25 protein-coding genes and 2 pseudogenes are annotated in these 22,875 nt (G+C 72.2%); 13 read left to right on the top strand and 14 right to left on the bottom strand.

Features of this window, described 5'->3' with window-relative positions; all coding sequences use genetic code 11:
* Together BG452_RS08450 and BG452_RS08445 are read left to right on the top strand one after the other, a co-directional pair.
* Positions 1-204: pseudogene (locus BG452_RS08450) on the top strand (5'-methylthioadenosine phosphorylase); the annotation flags it as partial.
* Positions 205-429: 225 nt separating this feature from the next.
* Positions 430-2,031 (top strand): metallophosphoesterase family protein, encoded by a 1,602-nt coding sequence (locus BG452_RS08445; protein ID WP_317620952.1) that lies wholly within the window; start codon positions 430-432, stop codon positions 2,029-2,031.
* An 82-nt stretch (positions 2,032-2,113) separates the two neighbouring features.
* Here the strand turns inward: BG452_RS08445 and BG452_RS08440 are convergent, their stop codons facing one another.
* The 3 genes from BG452_RS08440 to BG452_RS08430 all read right to left on the bottom strand — a co-directional run bounded on the left by BG452_RS08440 (position 2,114) and on the right by BG452_RS08430 (position 4,270).
* Entirely contained in the window at positions 2,114-2,542 is a 429-nt protein-coding gene (locus BG452_RS08440; RefSeq protein ID WP_188303572.1) for a hypothetical protein, read from the bottom strand.
* 82 nt (positions 2,543-2,624) lie between these two features.
* Complete coding sequence (locus BG452_RS08435; RefSeq protein WP_188303571.1) at positions 2,625-3,953, bottom strand: hypothetical protein; 1,329 nt, start codon at positions 3,951-3,953, stop codon at positions 2,625-2,627.
* Positions 3,953-4,270 (bottom strand): type VII secretion target, encoded by a 318-nt coding sequence (locus BG452_RS08430; RefSeq protein ID WP_317620951.1) that lies wholly within the window; start codon positions 4,268-4,270, stop codon positions 3,953-3,955. The genes BG452_RS08435 and BG452_RS08430 overlap by 1 nt, the downstream gene beginning before the upstream one ends.
* Before the next feature lie 255 nt (positions 4,271-4,525).
* Here BG452_RS08430 and BG452_RS08425 point away from each other — a divergent pair, with 255 nt between their 5' ends.
* On the top strand, positions 4,526-5,428 hold the full coding sequence (locus BG452_RS08425; RefSeq protein WP_188303569.1) for a phosphorothioated DNA-binding restriction endonuclease: 903 nt from the start codon (positions 4,526-4,528) through the stop codon (positions 5,426-5,428).
* A 56-nt stretch (positions 5,429-5,484) separates the two neighbouring features.
* On the opposite strand, the gene BG452_RS08420 is transcribed toward BG452_RS08425, so the two are convergent.
* Positions 5,485-6,396 (bottom strand): S41 family peptidase, encoded by a 912-nt coding sequence (locus tag BG452_RS08420; RefSeq protein WP_188303568.1) that lies wholly within the window; start codon positions 6,394-6,396, stop codon positions 5,485-5,487.
* Positions 6,397-6,453: 57 nt separating this feature from the next.
* Between BG452_RS08420 and BG452_RS08415 the strand changes: the two genes are divergently transcribed.
* Positions 6,454-6,960: an ArsR/SmtB family transcription factor gene (locus BG452_RS08415; protein ID WP_188303567.1), complete on the top strand. Its 507-nt coding sequence runs from the start codon at positions 6,454-6,456 to the stop codon at positions 6,958-6,960.
* A 73-nt stretch (positions 6,961-7,033) separates the two neighbouring features.
* Here the strand turns inward: BG452_RS08415 and BG452_RS08410 are convergent, their stop codons facing one another.
* Entirely contained in the window at positions 7,034-7,348 is a 315-nt protein-coding gene (locus BG452_RS08410; RefSeq protein ID WP_188303566.1) for a hypothetical protein, read from the bottom strand.
* A gap of 177 nt (positions 7,349-7,525) precedes the next feature.
* Here BG452_RS08410 and BG452_RS08405 point away from each other — a divergent pair, with 177 nt between their 5' ends.
* The 4 genes from BG452_RS08405 to BG452_RS47600 are packed head-to-tail and all read left to right on the top strand — an operon-like array spanning position 7,526 to position 9,211.
* The gene (locus tag BG452_RS08405) at positions 7,526-8,377 is read left to right on the top strand and encodes a helix-turn-helix domain-containing protein (RefSeq protein ID WP_188303565.1); all 852 of its coding nucleotides are present in this window, start codon (positions 7,526-7,528) and stop codon (positions 8,375-8,377) included.
* Between the two features lie 13 nt (positions 8,378-8,390).
* The gene (locus BG452_RS08400; protein WP_188303564.1) at positions 8,391-8,588 is read left to right on the top strand and encodes a DUF397 domain-containing protein; all 198 of its coding nucleotides are present in this window, start codon (positions 8,391-8,393) and stop codon (positions 8,586-8,588) included.
* A gap of 52 nt (positions 8,589-8,640) precedes the next feature.
* On the top strand, positions 8,641-8,853 hold the full coding sequence (locus tag BG452_RS08395; RefSeq protein ID WP_317620950.1) for a DUF397 domain-containing protein: 213 nt from the start codon (positions 8,641-8,643) through the stop codon (positions 8,851-8,853).
* Entirely contained in the window at positions 8,759-9,211 is a 453-nt protein-coding gene (locus tag BG452_RS47600) for a DUF397 domain-containing protein (protein WP_317620949.1), read from the top strand. Before BG452_RS08395 ends, BG452_RS47600 begins: the two co-directional genes overlap by 95 nt.
* Here the strand turns inward: BG452_RS47600 and BG452_RS08385 are convergent.
* On the bottom strand, positions 9,208-9,651 hold the full coding sequence (locus BG452_RS08385; RefSeq protein WP_188303561.1) for a DUF6210 family protein: 444 nt from the start codon (positions 9,649-9,651) through the stop codon (positions 9,208-9,210). The genes BG452_RS47600 and BG452_RS08385 overlap by 4 nt on opposite strands.
* A 75-nt stretch (positions 9,652-9,726) precedes the next feature.
* Here BG452_RS08385 and BG452_RS08380 point away from each other — a divergent pair, with 75 nt between their 5' ends.
* Entirely contained in the window at positions 9,727-10,986 is a 1,260-nt protein-coding gene (locus BG452_RS08380) for an MFS transporter (protein WP_188303560.1), read from the top strand.
* A 10-nt stretch (positions 10,987-10,996) separates the two neighbouring features.
* Here BG452_RS08380 and BG452_RS08375 read toward each other — a convergent pair.
* Positions 10,997-11,386: pseudogene (locus tag BG452_RS08375) on the bottom strand (DUF5958 family protein).
* 68 nt (positions 11,387-11,454) lie between these two features.
* Complete coding sequence (locus tag BG452_RS08370; RefSeq protein ID WP_188303559.1) at positions 11,455-12,036, bottom strand: TetR/AcrR family transcriptional regulator; 582 nt, start codon at positions 12,034-12,036, stop codon at positions 11,455-11,457.
* 57 nt (positions 12,037-12,093) lie between these two features.
* On the opposite strand from BG452_RS08370, the gene BG452_RS08365 reads away from it, so the two are divergent.
* Positions 12,094-13,005 carry an alpha/beta fold hydrolase gene (locus BG452_RS08365; protein WP_223241929.1) on the top strand — a complete coding sequence of 304 codons (912 nt, stop codon included), beginning with the start codon at positions 12,094-12,096 and terminating at the stop codon, positions 13,003-13,005.
* A gap of 35 nt (positions 13,006-13,040) precedes the next feature.
* Here BG452_RS08365 and BG452_RS08360 read toward each other — a convergent pair whose 3' ends face one another.
* Positions 13,041-13,325, bottom strand: coding sequence for a hypothetical protein (locus BG452_RS08360; RefSeq protein ID WP_188303558.1), 285 nt, complete (start codon positions 13,323-13,325; stop codon positions 13,041-13,043).
* Positions 13,326-13,965: 640 nt separating this feature from the next.
* Here BG452_RS08360 and BG452_RS46950 point away from each other — a divergent pair.
* The 3 genes from BG452_RS46950 to BG452_RS08345 all read left to right on the top strand — a co-directional run bounded on the left by BG452_RS46950 (position 13,966) and on the right by BG452_RS08345 (position 17,890).
* Complete coding sequence (locus BG452_RS46950; protein WP_188303557.1) at positions 13,966-14,712, top strand: class I SAM-dependent methyltransferase; 747 nt, start codon at positions 13,966-13,968, stop codon at positions 14,710-14,712.
* A gap of 184 nt (positions 14,713-14,896) precedes the next feature.
* Entirely contained in the window at positions 14,897-15,940 is a 1,044-nt protein-coding gene (locus BG452_RS08350; RefSeq protein ID WP_188303556.1) for an LLM class flavin-dependent oxidoreductase, read from the top strand.
* Between the two features lie 45 nt (positions 15,941-15,985).
* Positions 15,986-17,890 (top strand): condensation domain-containing protein, encoded by a 1,905-nt coding sequence (locus tag BG452_RS08345; protein ID WP_188303555.1) that lies wholly within the window; start codon positions 15,986-15,988, stop codon positions 17,888-17,890.
* A 69-nt stretch (positions 17,891-17,959) separates the two neighbouring features.
* Here BG452_RS08345 and BG452_RS08340 read toward each other — a convergent pair whose 3' ends face one another.
* The 5 genes from BG452_RS08340 to dpgC all read right to left on the bottom strand — a co-directional run.
* Positions 17,960-18,862: a hypothetical protein gene (locus tag BG452_RS08340; RefSeq protein WP_188303554.1), complete on the bottom strand. Its 903-nt coding sequence runs from the start codon at positions 18,860-18,862 to the stop codon at positions 17,960-17,962.
* 8 nt (positions 18,863-18,870) lie between these two features.
* Positions 18,871-19,068 (bottom strand): ferredoxin, encoded by a 198-nt coding sequence (locus BG452_RS08335; RefSeq protein ID WP_188303553.1) that lies wholly within the window; start codon positions 19,066-19,068, stop codon positions 18,871-18,873.
* Positions 19,069-19,127: 59 nt separating this feature from the next.
* Positions 19,128-20,330, bottom strand: a complete 1,203-nt coding sequence (locus BG452_RS08330) for a cytochrome P450 (protein ID WP_188303552.1) — start codon at positions 20,328-20,330, stop codon at positions 19,128-19,130.
* The gene (locus BG452_RS08325; RefSeq protein ID WP_411292902.1) at positions 20,327-21,631 is read right to left on the bottom strand and encodes a PLP-dependent aminotransferase family protein; all 1,305 of its coding nucleotides are present in this window, start codon (positions 21,629-21,631) and stop codon (positions 20,327-20,329) included. Before BG452_RS08325 ends, BG452_RS08330 begins: the two co-directional genes overlap by 4 nt.
* On the bottom strand, positions 21,628-22,875 hold a 1,248-nt coding region (gene dpgC / locus BG452_RS08320; protein ID WP_317620948.1), incomplete at its 5' end, for a (3,5-dihydroxyphenyl)acetyl-CoA 1,2-dioxygenase DpgC. The genes dpgC and BG452_RS08325, both read right to left, overlap by 4 nt.

Here is a 22,875-nt window from a genome sequence, read left to right as displayed (position 1 = left end):
GTCACCGACCACGACGCCGGCATCGAGACCGGCGACGGCGTCACCCACACCGAGGTACTGGAGGTCTTCTCCGGCAACGTCGACCGGCTGCGCACGGTGCTGTTCAAGGCCCTGGAGGCCCTGCCCGCCGAGCGGGACTGCGTCTGCTCGCACGTGCTGGACGGGGTGGCCACCGGTCTGCCGGGGGTGGCCGCGGGCCGCTGACCGGCACCGGCCTGTTGGCCTGTTGGCCCGCTGGCCTGGTCGCCTGCCGGCCTGCTCGCCTGTCGGCTGCTCGCTTGTCGGCCTGCCGGGCCGGGCCGGGCGGCGGATTCACCGGTGTGGACCATCGTTCAACTCCCGTTCGCCGTCCGCACGGTGCGTCTTGGTGTGACCGTGGGCTCCGGCTGGGAGCCTCCTGGGCGATTCTCGGAGCCCCAGGAGGCGGCAGTGGTACACCCTTCGCGCAGAACGGTCCTTCGGACGGGTACGGCGGTCGGCGCGCTCGCCGCGCTGCCCGCCTCCACCCTGCTGTGGACCCAGCCGGCCGTCGCCGGCACCCCCGGACCGGAACAGATCCACCTCCAGTGGGGCAACGAGCCCTCCCGGCAGATGACCGTGTCCTGGGCGACGGCCGCCTCCGTCAGCCGCCCCCGGGTCCGCATCGGCACCCCGCGCGGCGGCGCCGGCCACAGCGTCGACGCCGACAGCCGCAGCTACGTCGACGGGCTCAACCAGGTCGAGACCTTCACCCACCACGCCCGGCTGGACGGACTGCGCCCCGACACCACCTACGTCTACGAGGTGCTCCACGACGGCGCCCAGCCCGTCCGCGGCACCTTCCGCACCGCGCCCGCCCGCGGCCGCGCCGCCTTCCGGTTCACCAGCTTCGGCGACCTCGGCACCGGCGACAACGTGTTCCAGAAGTCGTCCATCCACGGTGCCGCCGCCGTCCGCCAGGTCGAGCAGTTCACCCCGCTGTTCCACCTGCTCAACGGCGACCTCGCGTACGCCAACAACAACCCGCAACTCCAGCCGCAGGCCTGGAACGCGTTCATGAACAACATGGCCAAGTCCGCCGCCAACCGGCCCTGGATGCCCGCCCCCGGCAACCACGAGGTCGAGGCCGGCGGCGGCGACCTCGGGTACGCGTCCTACCTGACCCGCTTCGAACTGCCCGACAACGGCACCCGCGACCACTGCGGCAACTGGTACGGCTTCCAGGTCGGTTCGGTGCTGTTCGTCAGCCTCGACGGCAACGAGATCGCGGTCGAGGACGATGCCAGCCTCGACCCGGCCACCGGGCAGTCCATCTACATCAGCGACTACAGCGAAGGCGCCCAACTCCGTTGGCTGGAACGGCTGCTGTCCCGGGCCCGGGGCGGCAGTGCGGTCGACTGGATCGTGGTCAACCTGCACCAGTTCGCGATGTCCAGCTCCGCCGCCAGCCACGGCGGCGACATGGGCATCCGCGAGAAGCTGCTCCCGCTGCTCGACCGCTACTCGGTCGACCTCGTACTGGCCGGCCACGACCACGACTACGAGCGCACCCACCCCGTCCGCGGCACCGAGCCCGGTGGACTGCTCACCCCCGCCGTCGTCGACGACGACCTGCGGCAGATCGACACCTCCCAGGGGACCGTCCACCTGATCCTCGGCGGCGGCGGCACGGCCGGCCACGACGACGTCTACCTGCCGGCCGACCAGGACGGCGTCCGCGAGGCCGCCGTCCGCACCCAGCGCCTCACCTTCAAGGCCGACCCGGACGCCAAGGAGAAGGCCCACTGGTCCGCCGTCACCGACCCGGACACCAAGTACCCGTACGGCGTCGCCGTGTTCGACGTCGACCCGGGGCAACTGCCCGGCGGCCGCACCACCATCACCGTCTCCTACTACCACTCGGTGCCCGCCACGGCCGCCAACCCGCTGCCGACACCGGTGCTGTACGACCGGTTCACGCTGTACCGGGACCGCAGCGACGGCTGGGGGGACTCCGACGACCAGGGCGAGGACACCGACGCCCGGGAGCGGGCTGGCGCCGGCCGGCGGTAGCCTCCGAGGGCCCGCCGCGCTGCCCGGCGCGGCGGGCCCTTGCCCGCCGGGGGAATCCCCGGCCGCCGTGTAGGGCCTCGGCTTACGGGCCGGTGGCCCGCACGTACACCTCGGCCGCGCCCCCGCGCCCGGAGGACCGCTCCACCACGAAGATCTGCCGCCCCGCCCGCCCGTCCGGCAACAGCAGGCCCGCTGCCGGCTCGTCACCGGGCAGGGCGGCCCGCAGGTCCGCCGGCAGTGGGGTGGAGGTGCCGGGCAGCGGCAGGTCGTAGGTGCGGAGGAAGTCGCCGATGCCGGCGTCGTCCCCGCCACCGAGCGAGTAGTGCAGGTAGGCGACCGGCACCCCGTCGGCCGCACGGGACAGCACGGCGGCCGCAGGGATGTAGTACCGCCCCTTCTGCGGATGCTGCTCGAAGTGCAGGCCCGCCACCCGCTCCGCACGGTCGACATCGGTCTCCGGCGGACGGCCGAACCGCTGGAACGCGGCCACGCCCCACCAGACGCACCCCACGGTGATCAGGACACAGGCCGCGAGGAACGCACCGAGGAACCGACGTCTCCACGGCCCGACACCGGAATGTCCGGGCGTCACGTCAGAGCTTCCTGGTCCTGGCCTTGCTGGCGCCTCCCATGTCGAACTCCCGGGCCAGACCGGTGCGGTGGAGGCGTTGGATGTCGCGGTCGGTCACCTGTCCCACCCCTGGTACATCGGTGCTCTTCCCGTTGTCCCAGTTGTACCGGTCGCGAACATTCGTCCGGTAGGTGACGGTCACCTCCGGTGGAGCTCCGGGTGATGTCGGCCTGACCTCGATCTTCGCCTCGGTGTTGTAATGGAAGGAGCCGACCGCGTAGAACCAGTCCTTGCTGCTGTCCGGAGTCGCGGACATGGGTTGCCAACCGGTCTGCTGGACCAGCGCGACCGGTTTGCCGGTGCGCCGGTACTCCGCCAGGGCCTCGGCCTGCCAGCCCGGGAGGTTGCCGTCCAGGGTGGTGCTCACGCTCTGCTGGAAGTCGGGGATGTCCTTCAGCATGTCCTCGACGTTCAGGTTCAGCGGCTCACCCGTGCCGGAGAGGTAGTGAGCCATGTTGGCGCTGGCATTGGTGCCCCCGGTTGCGAACGGCATGCCGGCGACCCCGGCCCCCAGGGTGGCCGCCAGCTTGCGGTCCTGGTCGGTCGGCGTCTCCGTGTCGTAGTCGCCCGCGCCCCGGTCGTACGGGTCGGGCGGCAGCAGCACTCCGCCCTCGCCGCCGAAGACCTTCGTCAGGTCGCGCGCGCCGGCCAGATCCTCGCCCACCACCCGCTTCGTCCAGTCGTCGAGGTGGCGGTACTTCACCGCGGCGTCGATGCGATCCAGCTCGTGCCCGGCCGTGTTGCTGACATCGGACGCGTACTTGAGGGCGGCCGTCAACAGATTACGGATGTCTCCGGCGACCGTGGCCAGGCGTCGGGACTCGCCCTCGCTCTCCGGGTCGTTGCTCCTGCTCAGCCATGCCGGGTAGCCGATGTCGCCGTCGTCCTTGATTGTGAGGTCGTTGGCGCGGGCGAGATCGTCTGCTTCGGCCACCCAGCGACGGGCGAGGGCCAGGCCGGTGGCGGCATTCGTCAGGGTCAGCCGTGCGGCCTCCATCTCCTGCTCGGCGATGGACATTTCATCGGTCAGGTCGGCGAGTGCCCGGCGTCCGAGATTCGCGGCGTCGCCGCTCCAGCCCTCCTGGAGGGTGGAGAGGACATCGACGGCGATGAACCGGGCGGAGCCTAGCGCCGTCCCGACCTTGTCCCACTCCTCGGCCGCCCGGTGAAACGCCTCGGGGTCGCAGGATCGAATCTGTTGCAGGGTGACCGGCTGGGCGAAGCGTCGCTCATGAACGGGTTCGGCGACCTTTCGGCGGCCGTCGGGATCCTCGGCGTAGACGGACGGCATCAGTTCTTGCCCTCCAGCAGGTCGACGGCGCGCTGCAGTTGCTCCGCGACGGCGGCTTCCTGCCCGTGATAGTTGGTGGCGGTCGTCCGGAGGCCCTCGGCGAGTTTCCTCATCGCGTCGGTGATCTTGCCGGTTTCCGCGGACCAGTGGCTGGTGCACGGGTCAAGGGATGAGCCGATGGTCCATTCGCTGTGGCGGGTCGCGGCCGCCGCCGATTCGCCGAAGCCCGTGTTCGCCTGCGAGAGCTTGTCCGCTCCCTCCTCCAGCTTGCCTGCTGCCACGGGGAGCCGCTCCGGCTCCGAGATATAGCCACCCACCCCATGCCCTCCCGTATAGCCCTGGTTTTCACACTAACGAGCGGACGGGAGTGGGCGCAGCGGAACGGGATGACGAGTGGCTGGGCTTCTGCGCAGGAAGTCGGATGGGCCGACTTCCTGCGCGACGGTCGGGCCAGGTGGCTTGGGCGGTGGTGGTGGGCTGGGGGAGCCGGATGAGGTGGGTGGTGGTGCCCGGCTGGTGGGGGAGTCCTGCGTGATGCTCCACCGTGTGCGCCGGGAAATAGGGTGGCTCGCATGGATTGGCTCGATCGGGTGGCGGGGCTGAGGCGTTGGACGGGCAACGGGGTGCGGGCGCCGCACAAGCCGTTGTTGTTGCTCTATGCCCTGGGCTGCTACCAGCGGGACGCGGGTGGGGAGTTGCGCTACAGCGTGGTCGAGGAGGAGCTGAAGCGGCTGCTCGTCGAGTACGGGCCGTCGCATGCGACGACTCCCGCGTACCCGTTCCACCACCTGGTGAGCGACGGGGTGTGGGAGGTGCGGACCGATCGGGGGCCGGGGAGCCCGGGCAGCGGGGTCGGGCTGCTTCGGGCGAGTGGGGCCGCCGGGATGCTGGCGTCCGGGTTGCGGGAGGCGCTCGGGGAGGAGCCGGCACTGTTGGGGCGGTTGGCCCGGGTGTTGCTGGACGCGCACTTCCCGACGTCCCTGCACGCCGAGTTGTGCGAGGCGGTCGGTCTCGACCTGGAGCGGGCGGAGACCGGGGTGGAGCTCGCCGCGCGGCGGCAGCGGGACCGGCGGATGCGTGAACTGATACTGACCGCCTACGAGTTCCAGTGCGCGTTCTGCGGTTACGACGGGGCCCTCGGGGCGAGCGTGGTCGGGCTGGAGGCGGCGCATGTGCGGTGGTGGTCGCACCAGGGGCCGGACGAGGTCGACAACGGGCTGTGCCTGTGCTCGCTGCACCACAAGCTGTTCGACAAGGGCGTCCTGGGCTTGGGGGAGGAGCGCCGGATCCTGGTCTCCCAGCGTTTCGTGGGCCGCAGTGAGGCCAGTCGGCGGCAGGTGCTCTCACTGGCCGGGCGTCCGCTGATCGGTCCGCAGGCGGGCGCGCCGTCGGTGGCGGACCGGCACCGGGAGTGGCACGCGCGGCAGGTGTTCCACGGGGCCGCGCGGCAGCCGGTGGGGGCGGGGCCGGGCTAGAGCGTTGCGTTCCGGTCGTCGGACCGTCGGTCTGGGCGTGCCGTCGACTGACGCGCTCAGGTCAGGCGCGCCACGGCCAGGGACAGCGCGCGGTCGAGCGCCGCCTCGGCGTCGCACGGCACGTCGGGCCGGACGCCGGTGCCCTCCCAGTTGGTGCCCGAGACCGGGTTGACCGCGCGGGCGACGGGCACGCTGAGCTCCAGGTGCGGGTGCACCGTCCAGCCGTCGCGCGGGTGCGCGCCGCCCCGGGTGGCCTCCCCGACGACCTCGGCGCGCCCGAGCTGCTGCAGGTCGTAGGCGAGTTCCTCGGCCGCGGAGAAGGTGTTTCCGCTCGTCAGCACGTAGAGCGGCTTGCCGGCGCCGAAGCGGGCGCCCGGTACGTACGGGGGCGTCCAGGACTGCTTGGCCACCTCCCCCTGCTGCGAGAGCATGGTGTTGAGGTGGGTGCGGCCGTCGAGCAGGTAGCCGCAGATGAAGGCGACCGTGTCCGGGTCGCCACCGGTGTTGCGGCGCAGGTCCAGGATCAGGGCGCGGGCGGGGGCCACCAGGGAGAGCGCCGCGGCCAGCGGCTGCGCCGCCCAGTCCAGCGGGAACGTCTTGGGCCCGATCTCCAGGACCGCGACGCCGCGGTCCAGGAGTTCCACGCGCGGAACCCCGCTCAGTGAGGCGTCGAAGTCCCTCCGCATCGCGGCGAGTACCGCCGCGCCCCGCTCACGCGGCACCGGCACGGCGTGGTGCTTGAGGGCCAGGTGCAGGTCGCCGTTGACGGACCGCAGGTCCGCGGTGACCGCTTCCGCCAACTCCTCAGCGGATTCGGCCCGGTAGGAGCCCTCGGCACTCCGGCGCCGCAGCAGGGCCGCCAGTTGCCGGGCGGCATCGGGGAAGACGTAGTTCTCGTGGACCAGGTCGGCGATCGACTCGACGACGGCGGCGGTGTCCAGCGCGGGTGACGATGTGGTGGAGGTCATGGGAGGGAGTAGACCAGCGGCTTGCCAAAGCGTCAAACGTACTTAACGCTTGATCTGGTGAGCCACCAACCGGACGAGAGCGTCCAGCAGATCAGCACGCCCCGGCAGCACACCGCCCTCGCCCACCCCCTGCGCCAGCGCCTGCTCTTCGCCCTGAGCACCCGGCCGTCGACGATCAGCCGGCTCGCCGCACAGCTGGGAGCGAACAAGGGCAGCGTCTCCCACCACCTCAGGGTGCTGTGCGAGGCGGGACTCGTCCAGGCCGCGGGAACGCGACGGGTACGCGGCGGCACCGAGAAGTACTACCGGCGGACCGCCGAGCGACTCCACGTCGCCGAACCGCAGGCCGAGGGCACGGCCGCGCTGTTCGGCGCCGTCGCCCAGGAGTTGGACCGCTCACCCGTCGACCACCTCATGACCCTGCGCCACCTCCGGCTCAGCCCCGCCAAGGCGGCCCGGCTCGCCGAGGCGCTGGCCGCACTGGTCGACGAGGCGGAGGAGGATCCGGAGGGTGAGCCGGTGCACGGCCTCCTGGTGACGCTCTACCAGCAGGCGGGGGCGTAGGGCGGGGTGGACTCCTGGCTCGCGTGCTGTACAGGAAGTCGGACGGCCCGACTTCCTGTGCGGAGGCCGGGGTTCAGGCGGCTTGGGCGGCGGTGGTGGGTTGGGTGAGCCAGATGAGGCGGGTGGTGATCCCCGACTGCTGGGGGTAGTGGCGCAGGGCGCGCTCGGGCGAGGCGAGGGTGAGACGGGCCCGGCCGTCGAGGCTGATCACGTGCGCCGGCCCGGTGTGGTCGGCGAGCCCCCAGGCCACGACCCATCCGTCGGCGTCCGGGTGGCCCTCGTCGCACACCTGGACGACGGCGAAGAGCCGGGGTGCGGTGTCGAGCACGAGAGCGTACAGCTCCTGGTCGAAGGGGATGTGGGGGTTTGGCGACGGCGCGGCGGTCATGGAAGTCTCCTATGTGAAGGGGAGTTGGCCGCCCCACTGGCGCCGGAAGGGCCGGTGGGGTGTCAGCTGACGCAGAATCAAAAGTAGCCAGTCGGTAGTATGTAGTCCACCGCTATCGAGGGATTCATGGCACTTCCACTCCATGGAGTGAAGGGCGAGCAGGGAAAGGAACATCGGATGCCGCCCAGCAAGATTCCGCCGAGCATCCGGCAGCGACGGCTCGGCGCGGAGCTGCGCCGGCTGCGCGAGCAGGCAGGGCTGTCGGTCACGCGGGCCGGGGAGTTGCACGGCACCCAGCAGTCCCGGATCAGCAACATCGAATCCGGCGGATACCCCGTCAGCGCGGACCGGGTGCGAGCCCTGGCACGCCTCTACGGCTGCGCGGACGACGCCCTGATCGAGGCGCTGACCCACATGACCGGCGGCCGCACCCGGGGTTGGTGGGAGGAGTACCGCGAGATCCTCCCGGCCGGAGCGCTCGACCTGGCCGAACTCGAACATCATGCGCAATCGATGCGGATCGCTTCGGCGATTCACATCCCTGGGCTTCTTCAGACCCTGGAACACGCTCGCGCGCTCTTTCGCGACGTCGTCCCACCCCTCTCGCCGCCGGAAGTGGAACACCTCGTCTCCCATCGCATCAAGCGGCAGGCAGTGCTCTACGGCGAGCGGCCGATTCCGCTGGCCGCCGTCGTTCACGAGGCCGCCCTGCGAGTGGGCTTCGGCGGTCCGAACGTCGCCCGTGAACAGCTGGAACACCTGCTGACCGCGAGTGAGCAGCCCCACGTCGATCTGAAGGTGATCCCGTTCGGTACCGGCAGCTACCCCAGCTCCGGCGCCGGGATCGTCTACTTCAGCGCAGAGGTCGAACGACTGGACAGTGTCCAGGTCGATGGAGACAGGTCCGAGTTCATCGACACCGAGCCGCAGTTGGTCAAATATCGGGCTGTCATGGATCGGTTGGAGGAGAGCGCGCTCAAGGCCGATGCCTCCCGAGACCTCATCCGCAGCGTCGCCCGGAGCATCTGAGACAGGATCGAGTATGGCCGTTCACAACTGGCAGAAGTCGTCATACAGCGGCGACGCCGCCAACTGCATATACGTCTCAGGGGCCGCTGATGGTGGCGTCAGGATCCGTGAGAGTGACGACCCTGACGTCATCATCGTCACCTCGTGCGACGGGCTCCGCGCGTTCCTGCGGGGTGTCAAGGCGGGGGAGTTCGACCACCTCGCCGCGTAGTTCGCAAGCCCTGTGAGGTTCCGTGATCTTATAGCCCGTCCAAGAAGGACTCATGAGGGGAAGCACGATGTCAGCTCTCAACTGGCAGAAGTCCAGCTACAGTTCCGAGTCGGCCAACTGTATCTACCTGGCAGGGGTCGCCGGCGGTGGCGTCAGGATCCGTGAGAGCGATGACCCTGACGTCATCATCGCCACTTCGTCCGACGGGCTCCGCGCGTTCCTGCGGGGTGTCAAGGCGGGGGAGTTCGACCAATTCGCCACGTAGGTCTCCCGCCCGTGGCATCGGGCCCCTCTGCGCTTCTCGCGCGGCGGGGCCGTCTGTGTTCACATCCCTGGACGGCCATGGGCAGTTGGTGAACCCTCGTACCCGCGAGGTCATGCACGCTCATTGCCCGTATCGAGAAGGACTCTTGAGGGGAAGCGCCATGTCAGCTCTCCACTGGCAGAAGTCCAGTTACAGTTCCGAGTCGGTCAACTGTGTCTATCTCGCCGCAGCCGCCGATGGTGGTGTCAGGATCCGGGAGAGTGACGAGCCCGAGGTCGTCATCACGACCTCGGGCGATGGGCTCCGCGCGTTCCTGCGGGGTGTCAAGGCGGGGGCGTTCGACCATTTGACCTCCTAGTCGGAGTTCTCCCAGACGAGGATGCCGGGGCCGTCCGGGGTCAGAACCGGGACCCAGGCCTCGTCGGCCTCGGGGAGGCGGGACTCGTCGAGTACGAGCGGGGTGGGGAAGGCGTCGTCGCGGTTGGTGGAGGCGTAGACGGAGAAGGCGACCGCCGCCCGTAGGCGGTCGAGGAGGTCGGCGGGCCAGTCGAGGCCGCTCGATCCCTGTTTCCTCAGCTCGCGGACGAAGATCGCCCGCAGTTCGTCGTCCAGCTCGCGGCCGAGGATGGGGATCAGGTAGCCCTCCTGCTCGTACTGGGCGCAGGTGAGGCCGCCGGCCTGGTTCTGGTAGATCACGCCGGTCGGGGCCGCCACGATGACGAACATCCAGCCCAGGCCCGCGCCGGAGCTGACCGGGTCGAGGAAGACGTAGCGCTTGTCGTCGGTGGTGTGAGCCATGGCCGGGAGCGTCGCACAGAACGGCTGGTCGTTGCACCGGGATTGATCGCGGGGGGCTCTGTTAGCCTGCTTGTCATGATCAGGAGGGGGACGGGGACGGGTGCGCAGCGGGCACTGATCGCCGCGAGTTTCGTCAGCAGGGTCGGCAACGGGCTGTTCAACACCGCGGCCATCCTCTACTTCACGCTGGTGGTGCACCTGCCCGCCACCCAGGTCGGGGCCGGGCTGACGATCGCCGGGCTGTGCGGCCTGGCCGCGGGCATACCGGCGGGGAACCTGGCCGACCGGTACGGGCCGCGCACGGTGTGGCTGACGGCGCTGGCCGTGCAGGCGGTGACGATGGCGGCCTTCGTGCTCATCGACGGCTGGCTCGCGTTCGCCCTCGTCGCCACCCTGGACCGGCTGGCCGCCACCGCGGCCGGTGCGGCGGGCGGGGCGCTGATCGCTCGGGTCGGCGGGGAGCGGCCCGCGGCGTTCCGGGCCAGGCTCCGTACGTTCGTCAACCTCGGCGTGGTCGCGGGCACCCTGGGCGCGGCCGTCGCCATCCAGCTGGACACCCGCGCCGCCTACACCGCGCTGATCCTCGCCAACGCCGCCAGCTTCGCCGGTGCGGGACTGATCGCGTTCCTGGCCGTCCCGAACTACCGCCCGCTGCCCCGGCCCGCGGAGCACCGGCGGTGGTCGGTGCTGGCCGACCGGCCGTACGTGTCCTTCGTGGCGATGTACAGCGCCATCGGGCTGCAGTACCAGACCGTCTCGCTGCTGCTGCCGATCTGGCTGAGCGCCCACACCGACGCCCCGCGCTGGACGGTGGCGGCGGTCTACGCGACCAACAGCGGCGTCTGCGCGCTGCTGCAGAGCCGGCTCGGCGCCGGGGTGGAGACCCCGCGGCAGGGCGGGCGGGCGTTCCGACTGGCCGGGCTGCTGTTCCTGGTCAGCTGCCCGCTGATGGCGCTGACGGCCGAGGTGCCCGCCTGGGTCGCGCCGGTGCTGGCCGTCCTCGCGGTGTGCGTCCACAGCGTCGGGGAGATGTGGGAGTCCTCGGCCGGCTACGCGCTCGGCTTCGGCCTGGCGCCCGACCACGCCCAGGGGCAGTACCAGGGCCTGTTCGGCATCGGCTTCGACGCGGGCCAGGCCCTCGCCCCGGTGATCCTCACCGGTGTGGTGCTCACCCTCGGAAGCTCGGGCTGGCTGCTCCTCGGCGCCTTCTTCGCCGCCCTGGGTGCGGCCGGCCCGCCGGTGGCCGCCTGGGCCGAGCGCACCCGCCCGACGGCACCGGGCTCCGAAACCGCCGCCGAAGCCACGGGGGCCCCGCTGCTGGAGGCCGACCGCTGAGTCGTCGGCCTCACGCGCCCAGGTGGTGCCAGGCGTGGCCGCAGCCGTCGGCGCAGAAGCGATGGCGCCGCCGCTGATCGGCGACGCCGAGGAGTGCGACCAGCAGCCGGAAGGCCTTGGCCCGTTCGTCCGGCGGAAGGCCGACTATCTTCGTCAGCTGCTCGCCGAGGCGCCCGCGGGTGATCAGCACGGCCGGGGTGTGGGTGGGCCGGATGCCGGCCCTGCGGATGCTCTCCGGCCCGTCCTCGGTGGTCGCGCGGGCCTAGAGGCAGAACTCCGTCAGGTCGCGCAGGACCTCGGACTGCTCGGTACGGGCCAGGCCCTCGAACCAGCCCACGCCTTCGGCGAGTGGACGGATGCCCTGCGCCAACTCGTTCAGGATGACCGCGTGTTCGCGCATCGACCCCCCATGACTCGCTCCGCCCGTCCCGGGCGGCTGACGGAACCGTACCGGACCGTACCGGGTGCCTAGCCGGGGAAGAGGCGGCCCAGGTGGTACCGCAGGACGGCGGTGGCGTCCTCGGCCGTCCGCTGGTGGAGGAGGACGCTGAGGCCGAGGCCGGCGGAGACGGCCAGCAGGATGACGGCCTCCTGGCGCGGGTCGGCGGCGCCGGCGGCGGTGAGGTGGGCGGTGAGGAAGGCTTCCATCTCGTCGGGGGCGGCGAGGAAGGACCGGCCGGCGAGGGCGGGGTCGGTGACGGAGAGTACGGCGTACTCGGTGTAGATGAGGTGGAAGGCCCGGCTCTCCTCGTCGGTGGGGACGGCTTCGAGCAGTACGGCCTCGATGATGCGGCGCGGGTCGGTGCCGGCGCCGCTCGCCCGGACCCGGTGCTGGACGCGTTCGCCCATGCGGGTGGCGAGGCGGGTCATGGCGGCCAGGAGCAGCTGTTCCTTGGTGTCGAAGTAGTACTGGACCAGCCGGACGGAGATGCCGGCCTCGGCGGCCACGGAGCGCATGGTGACGGAGTGGAGGCCGTTGTTCGCCGCCGAGCGGAGCAGGGCGTCGATGATGTGGGCCCGTCGCTCCTCGTGATCGACCAGCTTGGGCATCGGGTTCCTTCCGGATGTTTTTGTGGTACAACCATACCATCAAAACCGGGAGGGATCATGACCAGGACCAGCGTCGGACACTTCGCCAGCGAGGCGGCCCGGACGAAGTTCCTCGATGCGTACGACCGGGCGATGGGGCTCTGGCCGAGCCCGCGCCGGGAGCTGGACGTCGAGACCGGCTACGGCACCGTCCACGTCCACCACTACGGGCCCACCGAGGGTGAGCCGATCGTGCTGCTGCACGGCCACGCCGGGCACCCGTCCAACTGGTACCCGCAGATCGCCGCCCTCGGCGAGCACCACCCGGTGTACGCGATCGACACCCTGGACGACCCCGGCCGCAGCGTGCAGCGCGCCGTCGCGGCCGGGTCGCCGGAGAACGCGGCGTGGCTGGGGGAGGTGCTGGCCGGGCTCGGGCTGGAGCGGGTGCACCTGGTCGGGGTCTCGTACGGCGGCTGGCTGGCGCTCAACCAGGCCGTCCACGGGCCGGAGCGGCTGGCCTCCGTCGCGCCGCTGGACCCGGGCGGCATCGAGAAGGTGCCCGCGCGGTTCTACGCCCACATGATCGGCGGGCTGTTCGGCATGCTGGCTCCGCGACCGCTGCGCCCGGCGGTCGGGCGGCTGCTGGCGAACCCGGCGCTCAGCGCGCCGCGCGAGATGATCGCCCCGCTGATGCTCGCCATGCGCAGCTACAAGCCGTCCAGCCGCCCGCCGGCCCGGCCGTTCACGGACGAGGAGCTGGGCTCGATCGAGCTGCCGGTGCTGGTGCTGGTGGGCCGGCGCAGCGCGCTGCTGCGGCCGCGTCAGGTGGTGGAGCGGGTGACCGGGCTGATCCCGGGCGTGCGGGCGGAGATCGTGGACCGGGCCGGGCACGGGCTGAACCTGGAGCAGCCGGAGCTGGTGAACGAGCGGCTGTTGGGCTTCATCGGCGCGGTCGGGCGGGAGCGGCGGGAGCGGCGGGTGGAGTAGGCCGGCTGCCTTCCTGGCCGGTCAGCCGTCAGCCGTCAGCCGGTTGGCCGGTCGGCCGGTGAGCCGGGCGGGGGCAGCGGGCAGGGCCGCAGCTGCATGCCCCTGCGCCACCGCACCCCGCCCGGCAGGTCGAACTGCCCCTGACGGCTCGCCACCGTGATCTGTTCGACGGCCAGCGTCGCCGTGGCCGTGCAGTGACCTGCCCGTACCGCGACGATCCTGCCCCGGCGGACGACGACCACGATCCCCTGGAGGTCGAAGACCACCTCGATGGTCACCACGAGGGTGCCGACCGGCTCCCCGTCGACCAGCACCTTCAACGGTGCGCCCGTCGGCGGGGGACGCACGGCCGGGGCGAGAACGGAGAGAACGGAGAGAAGGGCGACGACCGCGTACGGGCGCGGGGCGGCCGAGGCGGGTGGCGAGGAGCCGTGCGGTGCGGGCGGCGTCGGCGAGTAGCGGCTGGGGGCCGAGGGCGGGGCGAGGTGAGCGCGGCGGGCAGGCCGACCCGGTGGTGGCAGCCGGTGCCGAGCAGCCGCGGGCTCAGGACCGGTCGGGTGCCCGCGCGTCGGGCCAGGGACTGGTCGAGGGACGGTTGCGCGAGGCCCAGGAAGCGGCACCGGAAAGGGAGTTCGGCCGGAGCGCGCGAACCACCCGGAGCGGGGTACGGATCGCCTCTCCAGTCCCAACGGTGACACCGCGTATCTCGCCTTCCTGGTAGCCTACTTGGCGGGCTCGGTGCTCGCCTGGTCGGTATGGCTCCGGTCGTCGGTACGGGAGTGGCGGGGTGGTCGGAATGCCTGACGGGATGTCAATTCGGCTTGATGTGGCTCGATCAAGCCGTATGTGAACCATGTGTGCCGTTTCCGCCCTCGGGGTGCCTGGGTCGACTGCTACAGTCCGAAGGTCAATCCACCTCACTCCCTCCCCCCGCACAGGGCAACCGACGGTAGGTGTTTCATGATTGATGACGCGTTCGCCGCGACCGTGAAGTCCCTCCAAGTCCCCGAGATGGGAACCGACTCCACCGCCCCGCTGCTCTACTGGCTGATCCGGACGCTGCGGCCGCAGCGCGTCCTGGAAGTGGGCATGGGGTACACCACCCCCTTCCTGGCCAAGGCCCTCAAGGACAACAAGGAGTCCTGGGAGGCGGAGCGGGCCCTGCTCGGCAGCCCGGAGGCCGCCGAGGTCCAGCCGCTCGCCCACGCCGCCTACTACGACGAGCCCTATGAGCCCGAGCTCATCTGCATCGACCGGATGACGGACCCGACCTCCTCCGCCCCCCGGGCGCTCAAGGTCATGGACGAGCTGCAGTTGTCCGGCGTCTGCCGGATCATCGAGGGCGACCTGCGCGGTTCGGCCGACAAGGTCCGGGACGCCTTCGGCCTGGTCGACTTCGCCTGGATCGACACCTGGGACACCCTCGCCTTCGTCCGCGAGTACTGGGACCTCATCAACCCGGCCGGCGGGTTCTTCGCCGCCCACTACCTGATGACCTACCCGGAGGGCCGCGCGGTGCTGCGCTACCTGGAATCCCTCCGGGGCCGGGAGGGCGGCCGGCTGGAGATCACCAGCCTCCGCGAGCCGCACCGGTTCGGCCAGAACAGCACGACCCTGATCCGCCGCGTCCGCGACTACGTGGACCCTGAGGACCTCCGGCCGCAGGGCAGCAGCAACGACCCGACCGGCGTCCTCGGTATCGGCTAGCGCCCGAGGACCAGCGCCCGAGGACCAGCGCCCCAGGACCAGCCTCCGAGGGCCAGCGCCCGAGGACCAGCGCCCCAGGACCAGCGCCCGAGGGCGCGAAGCCCGGCACACCCACCGGCCCACCCCATGGTGACCACCCTGAACCGCGGCAACGGTTCCGCGGACGGCATCGAAGGCGGCGATCGTGCAGCTCTACTCGGTCACTCCGGAATCGACGAGTGAGCACCAGGTGCTCGCACAGGACTTCCTCACCCGGGTACGGGAGACCGCCACGGCCTGCGAGCGCGCGGGCTGGGGCGGCATCCTCGTTCCGCACAACCTCCACGAGGTGGACCCCTGGCTGGTGGCCGGCTACCTGGGATCGGTCACCGGCGGACTCGTCCCGCTGATCGCCGTCCAGCCGTCCTCGGTGCCCCCGCACACCGCCGCGGCGATGGCGGCGGCGTATGCCGCGCTGTACGGCCGCCCGGTGCACTTCAACCTGGTGGCCGGCGCCCGGGACGACGAACTGCGGCGCACCGGCGACCACTTGACCCACGACGAGCGCTACGAGCGGATGCGCGAGTACGGCCGGGTGCTGCGGGCGCTGCTGCACGGCGAGGAGGTCGACACCCGGGGCACCTACTACGCCTTCGAGCGGTTCAGCCTGGAGCCGAGGCCCGAGGTGCTGTCCCGCTGCAAGCTGTTCGTGGCCGGCTCCTCGCCCGCCAGCCTCGGTGTGGCCCGGGAGATCGCCGACGTGGTGGTCACCCACCCCGCGCGCTTCCCGGAGTGGGAGGAGACCTTCCTGGAGCCGCTGCTGGCCGACGGCTACACCGGCGAGATCGGGATCCGGATCGGCATCCTCGCCAAGCCCGTCGCGGAGGAGGCCTGGGCGACGGCCGGCAAGCGGTTCCCGGAGTCCTGGCAGGGCCGGCAGGAGACGCTGCTCAAGACCGTCTCGCAGAACGCGTGGTCGCGGCAGATGGCCGTGCACGCGGTGGCCGAGGAGCCGGAGCGGCCCCCCGGATCCGCCCCGGACCCGTACTGGCTGGGGGCCTTCCGCAGCGGCCGGGCCAGCGCCCCCTTCCTGGTGGGGGACTACGAGGAGGTGGGCGCCCGGCTCGCCGACTACCTGCGCGCCGGCGTGGGCCACGTGCTCCTGAACGGCAGTTACGAGGACGACTACGAGGACATCAACGCCGCCGTCCGGGCGGCCCGGCGGGAGACCGGCACGCCGGAGTCCTGAGGCCGGCCCGACCGAGGCCGCGCCCCGCGAACGGTTCATGGAGGTGTGGAGAAGTTGAGTCTGGTGGAGCGAAGCGGCCCCCTCACCACGCTGCAGACCCGCTGGTGGCTGAGGATCTACTGGCGGGAACAGGGCGCGTTCGACATCGCCTGGTCCAAGTTGTGGGAGCTCCCGCCCGGGATCTCCGTCGACACGGCGACCGAGGCCCTGACGGTGCTCGTGGAACGGCACGAGAGCCTCCGGACCGCGATCGCGCTGGGCCCGGACAACCTGCCGGTCCAACTGGTCTACGGCATGGAGGGCCTGCGGCTGCCGGTGTCCGTCGCCGATCTGGACACCCTGGACGAGTTCGGCGACCTGGCCGGGGTGCACCCGCTGGTCGGCGGCTCGATCCTGATGCGGCCGCCCTGGTCCGCGCGGCTGTTCGTGGAGGACGGCGAAGTCCGGGCGCTGGCCCTGATCTTCGAGCACGTCATCATCGACGGCTCGGGCACCCAGAACCTCCGGGAGCAGTTCCTGGCGCTCTGCCGGGGCACGGAGGAACCGCGGCTGCGGATCACCCACCCGCTCGACCGGGTGGCCGCCGACAAGGTGCACTCCCACGCGCCCGAGCGGGAGGACCACAGCCCCGACCCGCGCGGCCTGGTGCCCCAACTGCTGGTGCCCGCCGCGGAACGGGAGACGGACGGGCCGCGGTTCGTGATCTCCTCGACCAGGTACGCCGGCCTGCTGCCGATCATCGACCGGATCTGCCGGCGGCACCGGGTGTCCCGGGCGATGGTCCTGATGCACGCCCTCGGCTGGCTGTTCTCGCGCCACTCCGGGATCCCCCGGATCATGTTCGGCAACGCCGCCGGCCACCGGCTGCCCACCGACGACAGCATCGACGACCTCGCCCGGACGGTCGAGGTGGTGCTGGACTTCGCCGAGGACCGCACCTTCGCCGAGTCCCTGGCCGACGCCTCCGCCACCCTGCTGCGGGTCTACGCCGAGGACCTGCGCCTGGGCATGCGTTCGCTGGACTCCCGGGCGCGCCTCGCGGAGCGGCGCGGGGTGGCGACCGTACGGGGGCTGTACTTCAACTTCCAGGGGCCCTCGCAGCCCGGGGAGAGCGCCCCGGACGGGGAGCACGGCGGGGCGCCGGTGGAGGTGACCCGCACCGACGAGTGGCGCCCGGACGACAGCCACTGGACCACCGCCCTGTGGGTCTACGTCGACGACACCACGGTTTCGGTCGACTTCGACATCGACACCGTGATGTTCCCCGCGCCGCTCATCCACACCATGGGTGAACTGCTGCCCCGGTTCATCCGGTTGATCGACGAACAGCCGGACGAGCCGCTGCTCGGCGCCCGCGCGATCCTGCCCGAGGGCTACCGGCTGGCCACGGACTCGCTGCTGGTGCAGGGGGCCTGGGTCGACCTGGGCGCCGTCGCCCGGGTGGTCGGCGCCGTCCCGGGGGTGCTCGACGCCGCGGTGACGGTGGAGGCCGACGAGATCGTGGCGCAGCTGGCCCTGGACGAGTCGGCCTGTCTGTTCGACGTGCACGAGCACGTCCGGTCGCTGCTGCACGACAGCGTCGACCTGGTCGCCCCGCACCGCTACCGGCTCACCGACGCCTCCAAGACCCGGGCCACCGGGCGCGGCCTGGCGGACCTCGCCGAGGGCGCCGACTGGGTGCCGGGCCACGCCCTGCCGGTGCTCGGCGCGGAGACCGAGCCGGAGCGGGAGCTGCTGGCGGCCCTGCGGGAGACCCAGGGCCTCGAACCGGCCACCCTGGCGCTCACCTACACGGCGGCCGGCGGCCGGGCGATCCTGGCGCCCTCGGTGGTGGAGAGCCTGCGCCGCCGCGGCCTGACCGGCCTGCGGCGCTGGCACTTCGACTCGCCGTGCACCCTGCGCACCCTCGCCCGGGCGCTGGTCCGGGAGTCGGCCGGCCACCCGCTCTGAGTCGTGACGCCGAGCGGCCTCGAACTCCCTTTTCCTGGAGGGGAGTTCGAGGCCGGTTCGGGCGCCGGACTACCGGCCGTCGGCGTACTCCAGCGCCATCGTGGACCAGGAGTACGGCCCGCTCACCGCAGCCAACAGGAGCTCGCCGGGGGCGAGTTCACCGGCCGCGGCGCGCCGTTGCAGGGTGATCAGGAGGTCGGCCGAGAAGCAGTGCCCGAGTTCGGTGACCGGGCCGAGCAGCAGCTTGTCCGCGGGCATCCGCATCGCCGCCAGCAGGAACTTCTGCGCCGCCGGGCGGTAGTTCGGCAGCACCACGTGCCGGAAGTCCTCGCGGCCGCGGCCGAGCCCGTCCAGCAGTGCGGCGACGCCCTCCGAGGCGAGCCGGACGGTGGAGAGGATGCCGTCCTCGGCCGGGTCGACGGCGGCCGGCCGCACGGCCGTCCGGGTGCCGGTCGCCGCCACCCGGAACCGGGGGCCGGCCGGCTCGGGACCGGTGGTGAGCAGGCAGGCGGCCGCGCCGTCGCTGAACACCGACAGACCGCTGGCCATGATCCGGTGCCGGTCCGCCGTCCGGTCGGCGAGCACCAGCAGGATGCGTTCGCAGCGGCCCGCGGCCAGCGCGTCGGAGGCCACCCGGACAGCCGGGACGAGGTTGCCGCAGTCCTGCCCGGACAGCGCCAGGTGCTCCACCGAGGCCAGGCCGAGCCGGTCGGTGATCCGGGCCAGCGAGCCGGTGGTGTCGGGGTCGTTCTCGCTGACGTAGACCACCAGGCCGGGCGGGCCGGCACCGGCGGCGAGGCTCTGCTCGGCGGCCTCCACCGCCAGCTCCCAGATCTCCTGCCGGCTCTCCCGGAAGTGGACGATCTCCGCGACCAGCGGAGCGATGTCCGCGGTCGTCGTCCCGGCCAGTTCGGACACCTTGCGGGCCTCGCCGCAGGCGTGGCCGATGGCCGAGATGGTGGTGCCGGGCATGGTTCCCCTCACTGGTCGGTGGCCGAGATGGCCTGGACGGGACAGTTCCTGACGGCGTCGCGGACGGCGTCGTGCAGCGCCGGGGCCGGCCGGGCGTCCAGCAGCACGACCGTGCCGTCCGCGTCGTCCTGGTCGAAGACCTCGGGCGTGGCCAGGGCGCACTGCCCGGAGCCGACGCAGACGCCGGGGTCGACGGTGAGGTGCACGTTTCCTCCTCGCGGCTGGCGGGTTGGGGGCTGAGGGTTGAGGGTTGAGGATTGCGGGGCTACCAGGTGACCGGGAGCCGGTGCACCCCGTAGAAGCCCATGTCGGTGGAGAGCGGGACCTCGCCCGGCGGAACGGCCAGCGCGAGCCCGGGCAGGCGCCGGAACAGGGCGGGGAAGGCGATCCGCATCTCGACCCGGGCCAGGTTCTGGCCGAGGCACTGGTGGATCCCGTACCCGAAGGCGAGGTGGCCGGTGGCCCGGCGGGTGAGGTCCAGCCGGTCGGGGTCGGCGAACTGGGCCGGGTCCCGGTTGGCGGCCGACAGCGAGACGGTGACGGACTCCCCGGCCCGCAGCGAGCGTCCGGCCAGCTCGACGTCCTCCAGCGGGGTGCGCGGCACCCCGAAGTGGAAGATCGTCAGGTAGCGGAGCAACTCCTCCACCGCGTTGTCGGCGAGCGACGGGTCCCCGGTGAGCGCGGCCAGCTGCTCGGGGTGCGACAGCAGGGCGAAGGCGCCGAGGCTGAGCGAACTCGCCGTGGTCTCGTGCCCGGCGGTGAGCAGCAGCACGCCGACGCCGGCGATCTCCTCGGTGCTCAGGGTGCCGTCCGCGACGAGGGCGCTGAGCAGGCCGTCGTCCGGGCGGCCGCGCTTGTGCTCGGTGAGCTCGCGCAGGAAGGAGTCCAGCTGGTCCATCGCCAGGGCGGCCTGCGCCTCGGAGACGTCCAGGCTGAACAGGGTCGCGCTGTTGCGCTGGAAGGCGGCCCGCTCGGCGTACGGCACCCCGAGGAGTTCGCAGATCGCCAGCGAGGGGACGGGCAGGGCGAACCGCTCGACCAGGTCGGCGGGCGGCGTCGACTCGGCCATGGCCGAGAGGTGTTCGTCGACGACCCGGTCCAGCTGCGGTCGCAGGTCCTTCATCTTGCGGGCGGTGAACCGGCCGGCCAGCCGCTGGCGGATCCTGGTGTGCTCGGGGGCGTCCATGTCGACCAGCCAGCCCGGCAGGGCGGTACGGCCGTAGAACGGGTCGGCGCTCGGCCGGGCCACCGGGGCCCGCTTGAACTCGGAGCGGGCGCTGAACCGGGGGTCGGCCAGCACGCTCCGGGCCAGGGCGTGGCTGGTCACCAGCCAGCCGATGTGGCCGTCCGGGTAGCGCAGCCGGCGGATCGGCTCGTGCGCGCGGTCCCCGGCCAGCTCCTCCGGCGGGTCGAACGGGCGGGCGCGCACGGTGGGCAGCATCGGGGGCAGGACGGTGGGGCGGGTCATGGGATCTCCTTCCGCAGGAACTCGGCCAGCCGCCGGACGCCGGTCTCGATCTGCTCGGGATCGAGGTAGCTGCAGGAGAGCCGCAGCTGACGGTCGCCTCCGCCGCGGAGGTGGAACGGGGCCATCGGGGTCCACAGCACGCCGTACTGGGCCGCCGAGACCTCCAGCAGGGCGGTGTCGGCCGGCACGGGCAGCGTCATGCGCAGGAAGAACCCGCCCTCCGGCCGGTTCCAGCCGATCCCGCTCGGCAGCGGCCCGGCGAGGTGCCGGTCCAGCGCCTCGGCGAGGTGGGTGAGGTTGCGCTGGTAGAGCGCGGCCTTGCGCCGGCTCAACTCCACCAGCGAGCCGCCGTGTTCGAGCAGCATCCCGCCGATGATCGCCTGGCAGACCGGGGAGGTGTTGACGGTGACCATGCTCTTGACGGCCGCGAGTTCGTCCGCCAGCAGGGTCTCGGAGCCGTCCGCCCCCGCCACCGGCTGGTCGGCGACCACGTAGCCGACCCGGGCGCCGGGGAAGGCCACCTTGGCGAAGGTGCCGATGTGCACCACCCGCCGGTTCCGGTCGAGCGCCTTCAGCGGCGGCAGTTCCGTCCCCGGCGTCGCGGTGAACCCGTAGGCGTTGTCCTCCAGGACCAGGAAGTCCTCCCGGTCCGCGAGTTCGAGCAGCCGGTGGCGGACCGGCAGCGACATCCGGCTGCCGCCCGGGTTGGAGAAGTCCGGCGCCACGTAGCAGGCCCGGATCCGCCGCCCGGCCCGGCGGGCGGCCCGGCACTCCGCCTCCAGGGCGTCGAGGTCGATCCCGAGCGGGGTCTCGTCGACCGGGACGAGGTCGACGCCCAGCAGCCGGGCGGCGCCGGTGATGCCGACGAAGCAGGGGTTGGCGACGGCCAGCAGGTCGGCCGGGCCGGCGAACAGCGCCCGGAGCACCAGGAACATGGCCTCCTGGGCGCCGACCGTCACCACGACGGCCGCCTCGGCGGCGTCGATGCCCTGGTCGCGGCGCAGCGCCGCGGCGACGATGCCGTTGACCAGGCCGCGGCTGGGCCCGTACTCGTAGAGCAGGCGCCGGGCCCGCTCCGGGGTGTGGCCGCAGTCCCGGACGAGGTGCTCCAGGAAGCGGTCGACGTAGCGTTCGGGGGCCAGGTCCCGCAGCAGGTCCGGGTGGGGGGCGCCGGGGGCGAAGGAGATGGCGTCCGGGTAGCGGCCCATGACCTCGTTGAGGAAGCCGATCGACCCGAGCACGGGCTCCCGGAGCGAGGCGTGCAGCGAGGAGGCGGTCAGTCGCACCACGGTGCCGCTCACCCCCGGGACCGCGACCGCTGCCAGCGGCGCTCCACCTTGGCGAGCACGTCCGGGCTGTAGGCCCGTTCCACCTGGGCGACGGCGAACTCGGCCAGGTACTCCCGGTAGAGGTCGAGCGGCTCCTCGGCCAGGTTGAGCATCCGCCGGTTGGCGGCCACGGCGGGGGCGCCCAGCTCCCGTACGGCGCGCTCGACGGCCTCCGCCATGCCCTCAGCGGGGACCACCTCGTCGCACAGCAGCCGGGCCTCCGGGTCGGTGGCCTCGATCCGGCGCCCGCCGAGGATCACCTGGCGGGCGAGGCGTCCGCCGGTGAGCCGGGTGAGCCGGAGGTTGCCCAGCCCGGGGACGATGCCCTCCTCCGCGGCGGGGAGGCTGAAGTAGGCGTCGGTCTCGGCGATCACCCGGTCGAGGACCAGCAGCAGCTGCATCCCGCCGCCGATGGCGAAGGAGTCGACCGCGCCGACCCACGGCTTGGCGACCGTACGGTCGGACCACGCGCCGGGTGCCGGGTCGGTGAGCAGCCCGCGCGCCATCTTGTGGAGGTAGCCCAGCTCCCGGCCGAGCAGGAAGTCGACGAAGGAGATGGCGCCGTTGCGCAGGTCCTTGAGGTTGATGCCCGCGCTGAACACCCGCCGGCCCTGGTAGCGGGGGTGGTCCACCGGGCCGCCGCGCAGCACCCCGACCCGGACCCGGTCGTCCAGCAGGGCGAGGTCGACGGCGGTCTCGACGTCGGCGATCAGCCCGTTGTCCTCGGCGTTCAGGCAGTGGGCGTTGTGGAAGGTGACGTGCGCGGCGGTGTCCCGGCGTTCGACCACCACGGAGTCGAGGTCGACGCGCCCCTTGACCCGGAAGTCGTCGAGCAGGTCGAGGGCGCGCGGGGTGGGGGCCAGCATGCTCTCGATCAGGTGCGGGCCCGCGGTGCGGGAGCGCAGCACGGCGGCGCAGAAGACGCCCTGGTCGATCTCCCGGCCCTCCTTGTCCGCCTGGACGCGGGCCCGTTCGGCGTCCATCCGGGCGCGGTCCGGGACGAGCCCGGGGAAGCGTTCGGCGGCGGCGTCGAGGAGTGCGGGCAGCCGGGGGCGGCGGGTCAGGCCGTCGGTGAGCAGGCCGTACACCGCGTCGGTGTGGCGGGCGAGGAAGGCCCGGCGGGCGGTGCGGGCGGCGGCGTTGCCCCTGGAGGTGGGGGCCGGGGCCTTACCGGGCCTGATGGTGGGCGTGGGTGTGGAGCTGAGAGTCATGTCGGA

Origin of the sequence: Streptomyces sp. CBMA123 (assembly GCF_014596465.1) — a bacterium.
GTDB lineage: Bacteria > Actinomycetota > Actinomycetes > Streptomycetales > Streptomycetaceae > Kitasatospora.
The sequence above is the reverse complement of the archived record's forward strand: the minus strand, read 5'-3'. Positions and strand labels throughout refer to the sequence as shown.

Coding starts and splice junctions, on each gene's coding strand:
- BG452_RS08340 (WP_188303554.1), bottom strand. CDS start 18,862: ATGCCCGGCACCACCATCTCGGCCATCGGCCACGCCTGCGGCGAGGCC.
- BG452_RS08395 (WP_317620950.1), top strand. CDS start 8,641: ATGAGGGGAAGCACGATGTCAGCTCTCAACTGGCAGAAGTCCAGCTAC.
- BG452_RS08400 (WP_188303564.1), top strand. CDS start 8,391: ATGGCCGTTCACAACTGGCAGAAGTCGTCATACAGCGGCGACGCCGCC.
- BG452_RS08425 (WP_188303569.1), top strand. CDS start 4,526: ATGGATTGGCTCGATCGGGTGGCGGGGCTGAGGCGTTGGACGGGCAAC.
- BG452_RS08420 (WP_188303568.1), bottom strand. CDS start 6,396: ATGACCTCCACCACATCGTCACCCGCGCTGGACACCGCCGCCGTCGTC.
- BG452_RS08385 (WP_188303561.1), bottom strand. CDS start 9,651: ATGGCTCACACCACCGACGACAAGCGCTACGTCTTCCTCGACCCGGTC.
- BG452_RS08405 (WP_188303565.1), top strand. CDS start 7,526: ATGCCGCCCAGCAAGATTCCGCCGAGCATCCGGCAGCGACGGCTCGGC.
- BG452_RS46950 (WP_188303557.1), top strand. CDS start 13,966: ATGATTGATGACGCGTTCGCCGCGACCGTGAAGTCCCTCCAAGTCCCC.
- BG452_RS47600 (WP_317620949.1), top strand. CDS start 8,759: ATGACCCTGACGTCATCATCGCCACTTCGTCCGACGGGCTCCGCGCGT.
- BG452_RS08435 (WP_188303571.1), bottom strand. CDS start 3,953: ATGCCGTCCGTCTACGCCGAGGATCCCGACGGCCGCCGAAAGGTCGCC.
- BG452_RS08370 (WP_188303559.1), bottom strand. CDS start 12,036: ATGCCCAAGCTGGTCGATCACGAGGAGCGACGGGCCCACATCATCGAC.
- BG452_RS08365 (WP_223241929.1), top strand. CDS start 12,094: ATGACCAGGACCAGCGTCGGACACTTCGCCAGCGAGGCGGCCCGGACG.
- BG452_RS08410 (WP_188303566.1), bottom strand. CDS start 7,348: ATGACCGCCGCGCCGTCGCCAAACCCCCACATCCCCTTCGACCAGGAG.
- BG452_RS08330 (WP_188303552.1), bottom strand. CDS start 20,330: ATGACCCGCCCCACCGTCCTGCCCCCGATGCTGCCCACCGTGCGCGCC.
- BG452_RS08380 (WP_188303560.1), top strand. CDS start 9,727: ATGATCAGGAGGGGGACGGGGACGGGTGCGCAGCGGGCACTGATCGCC.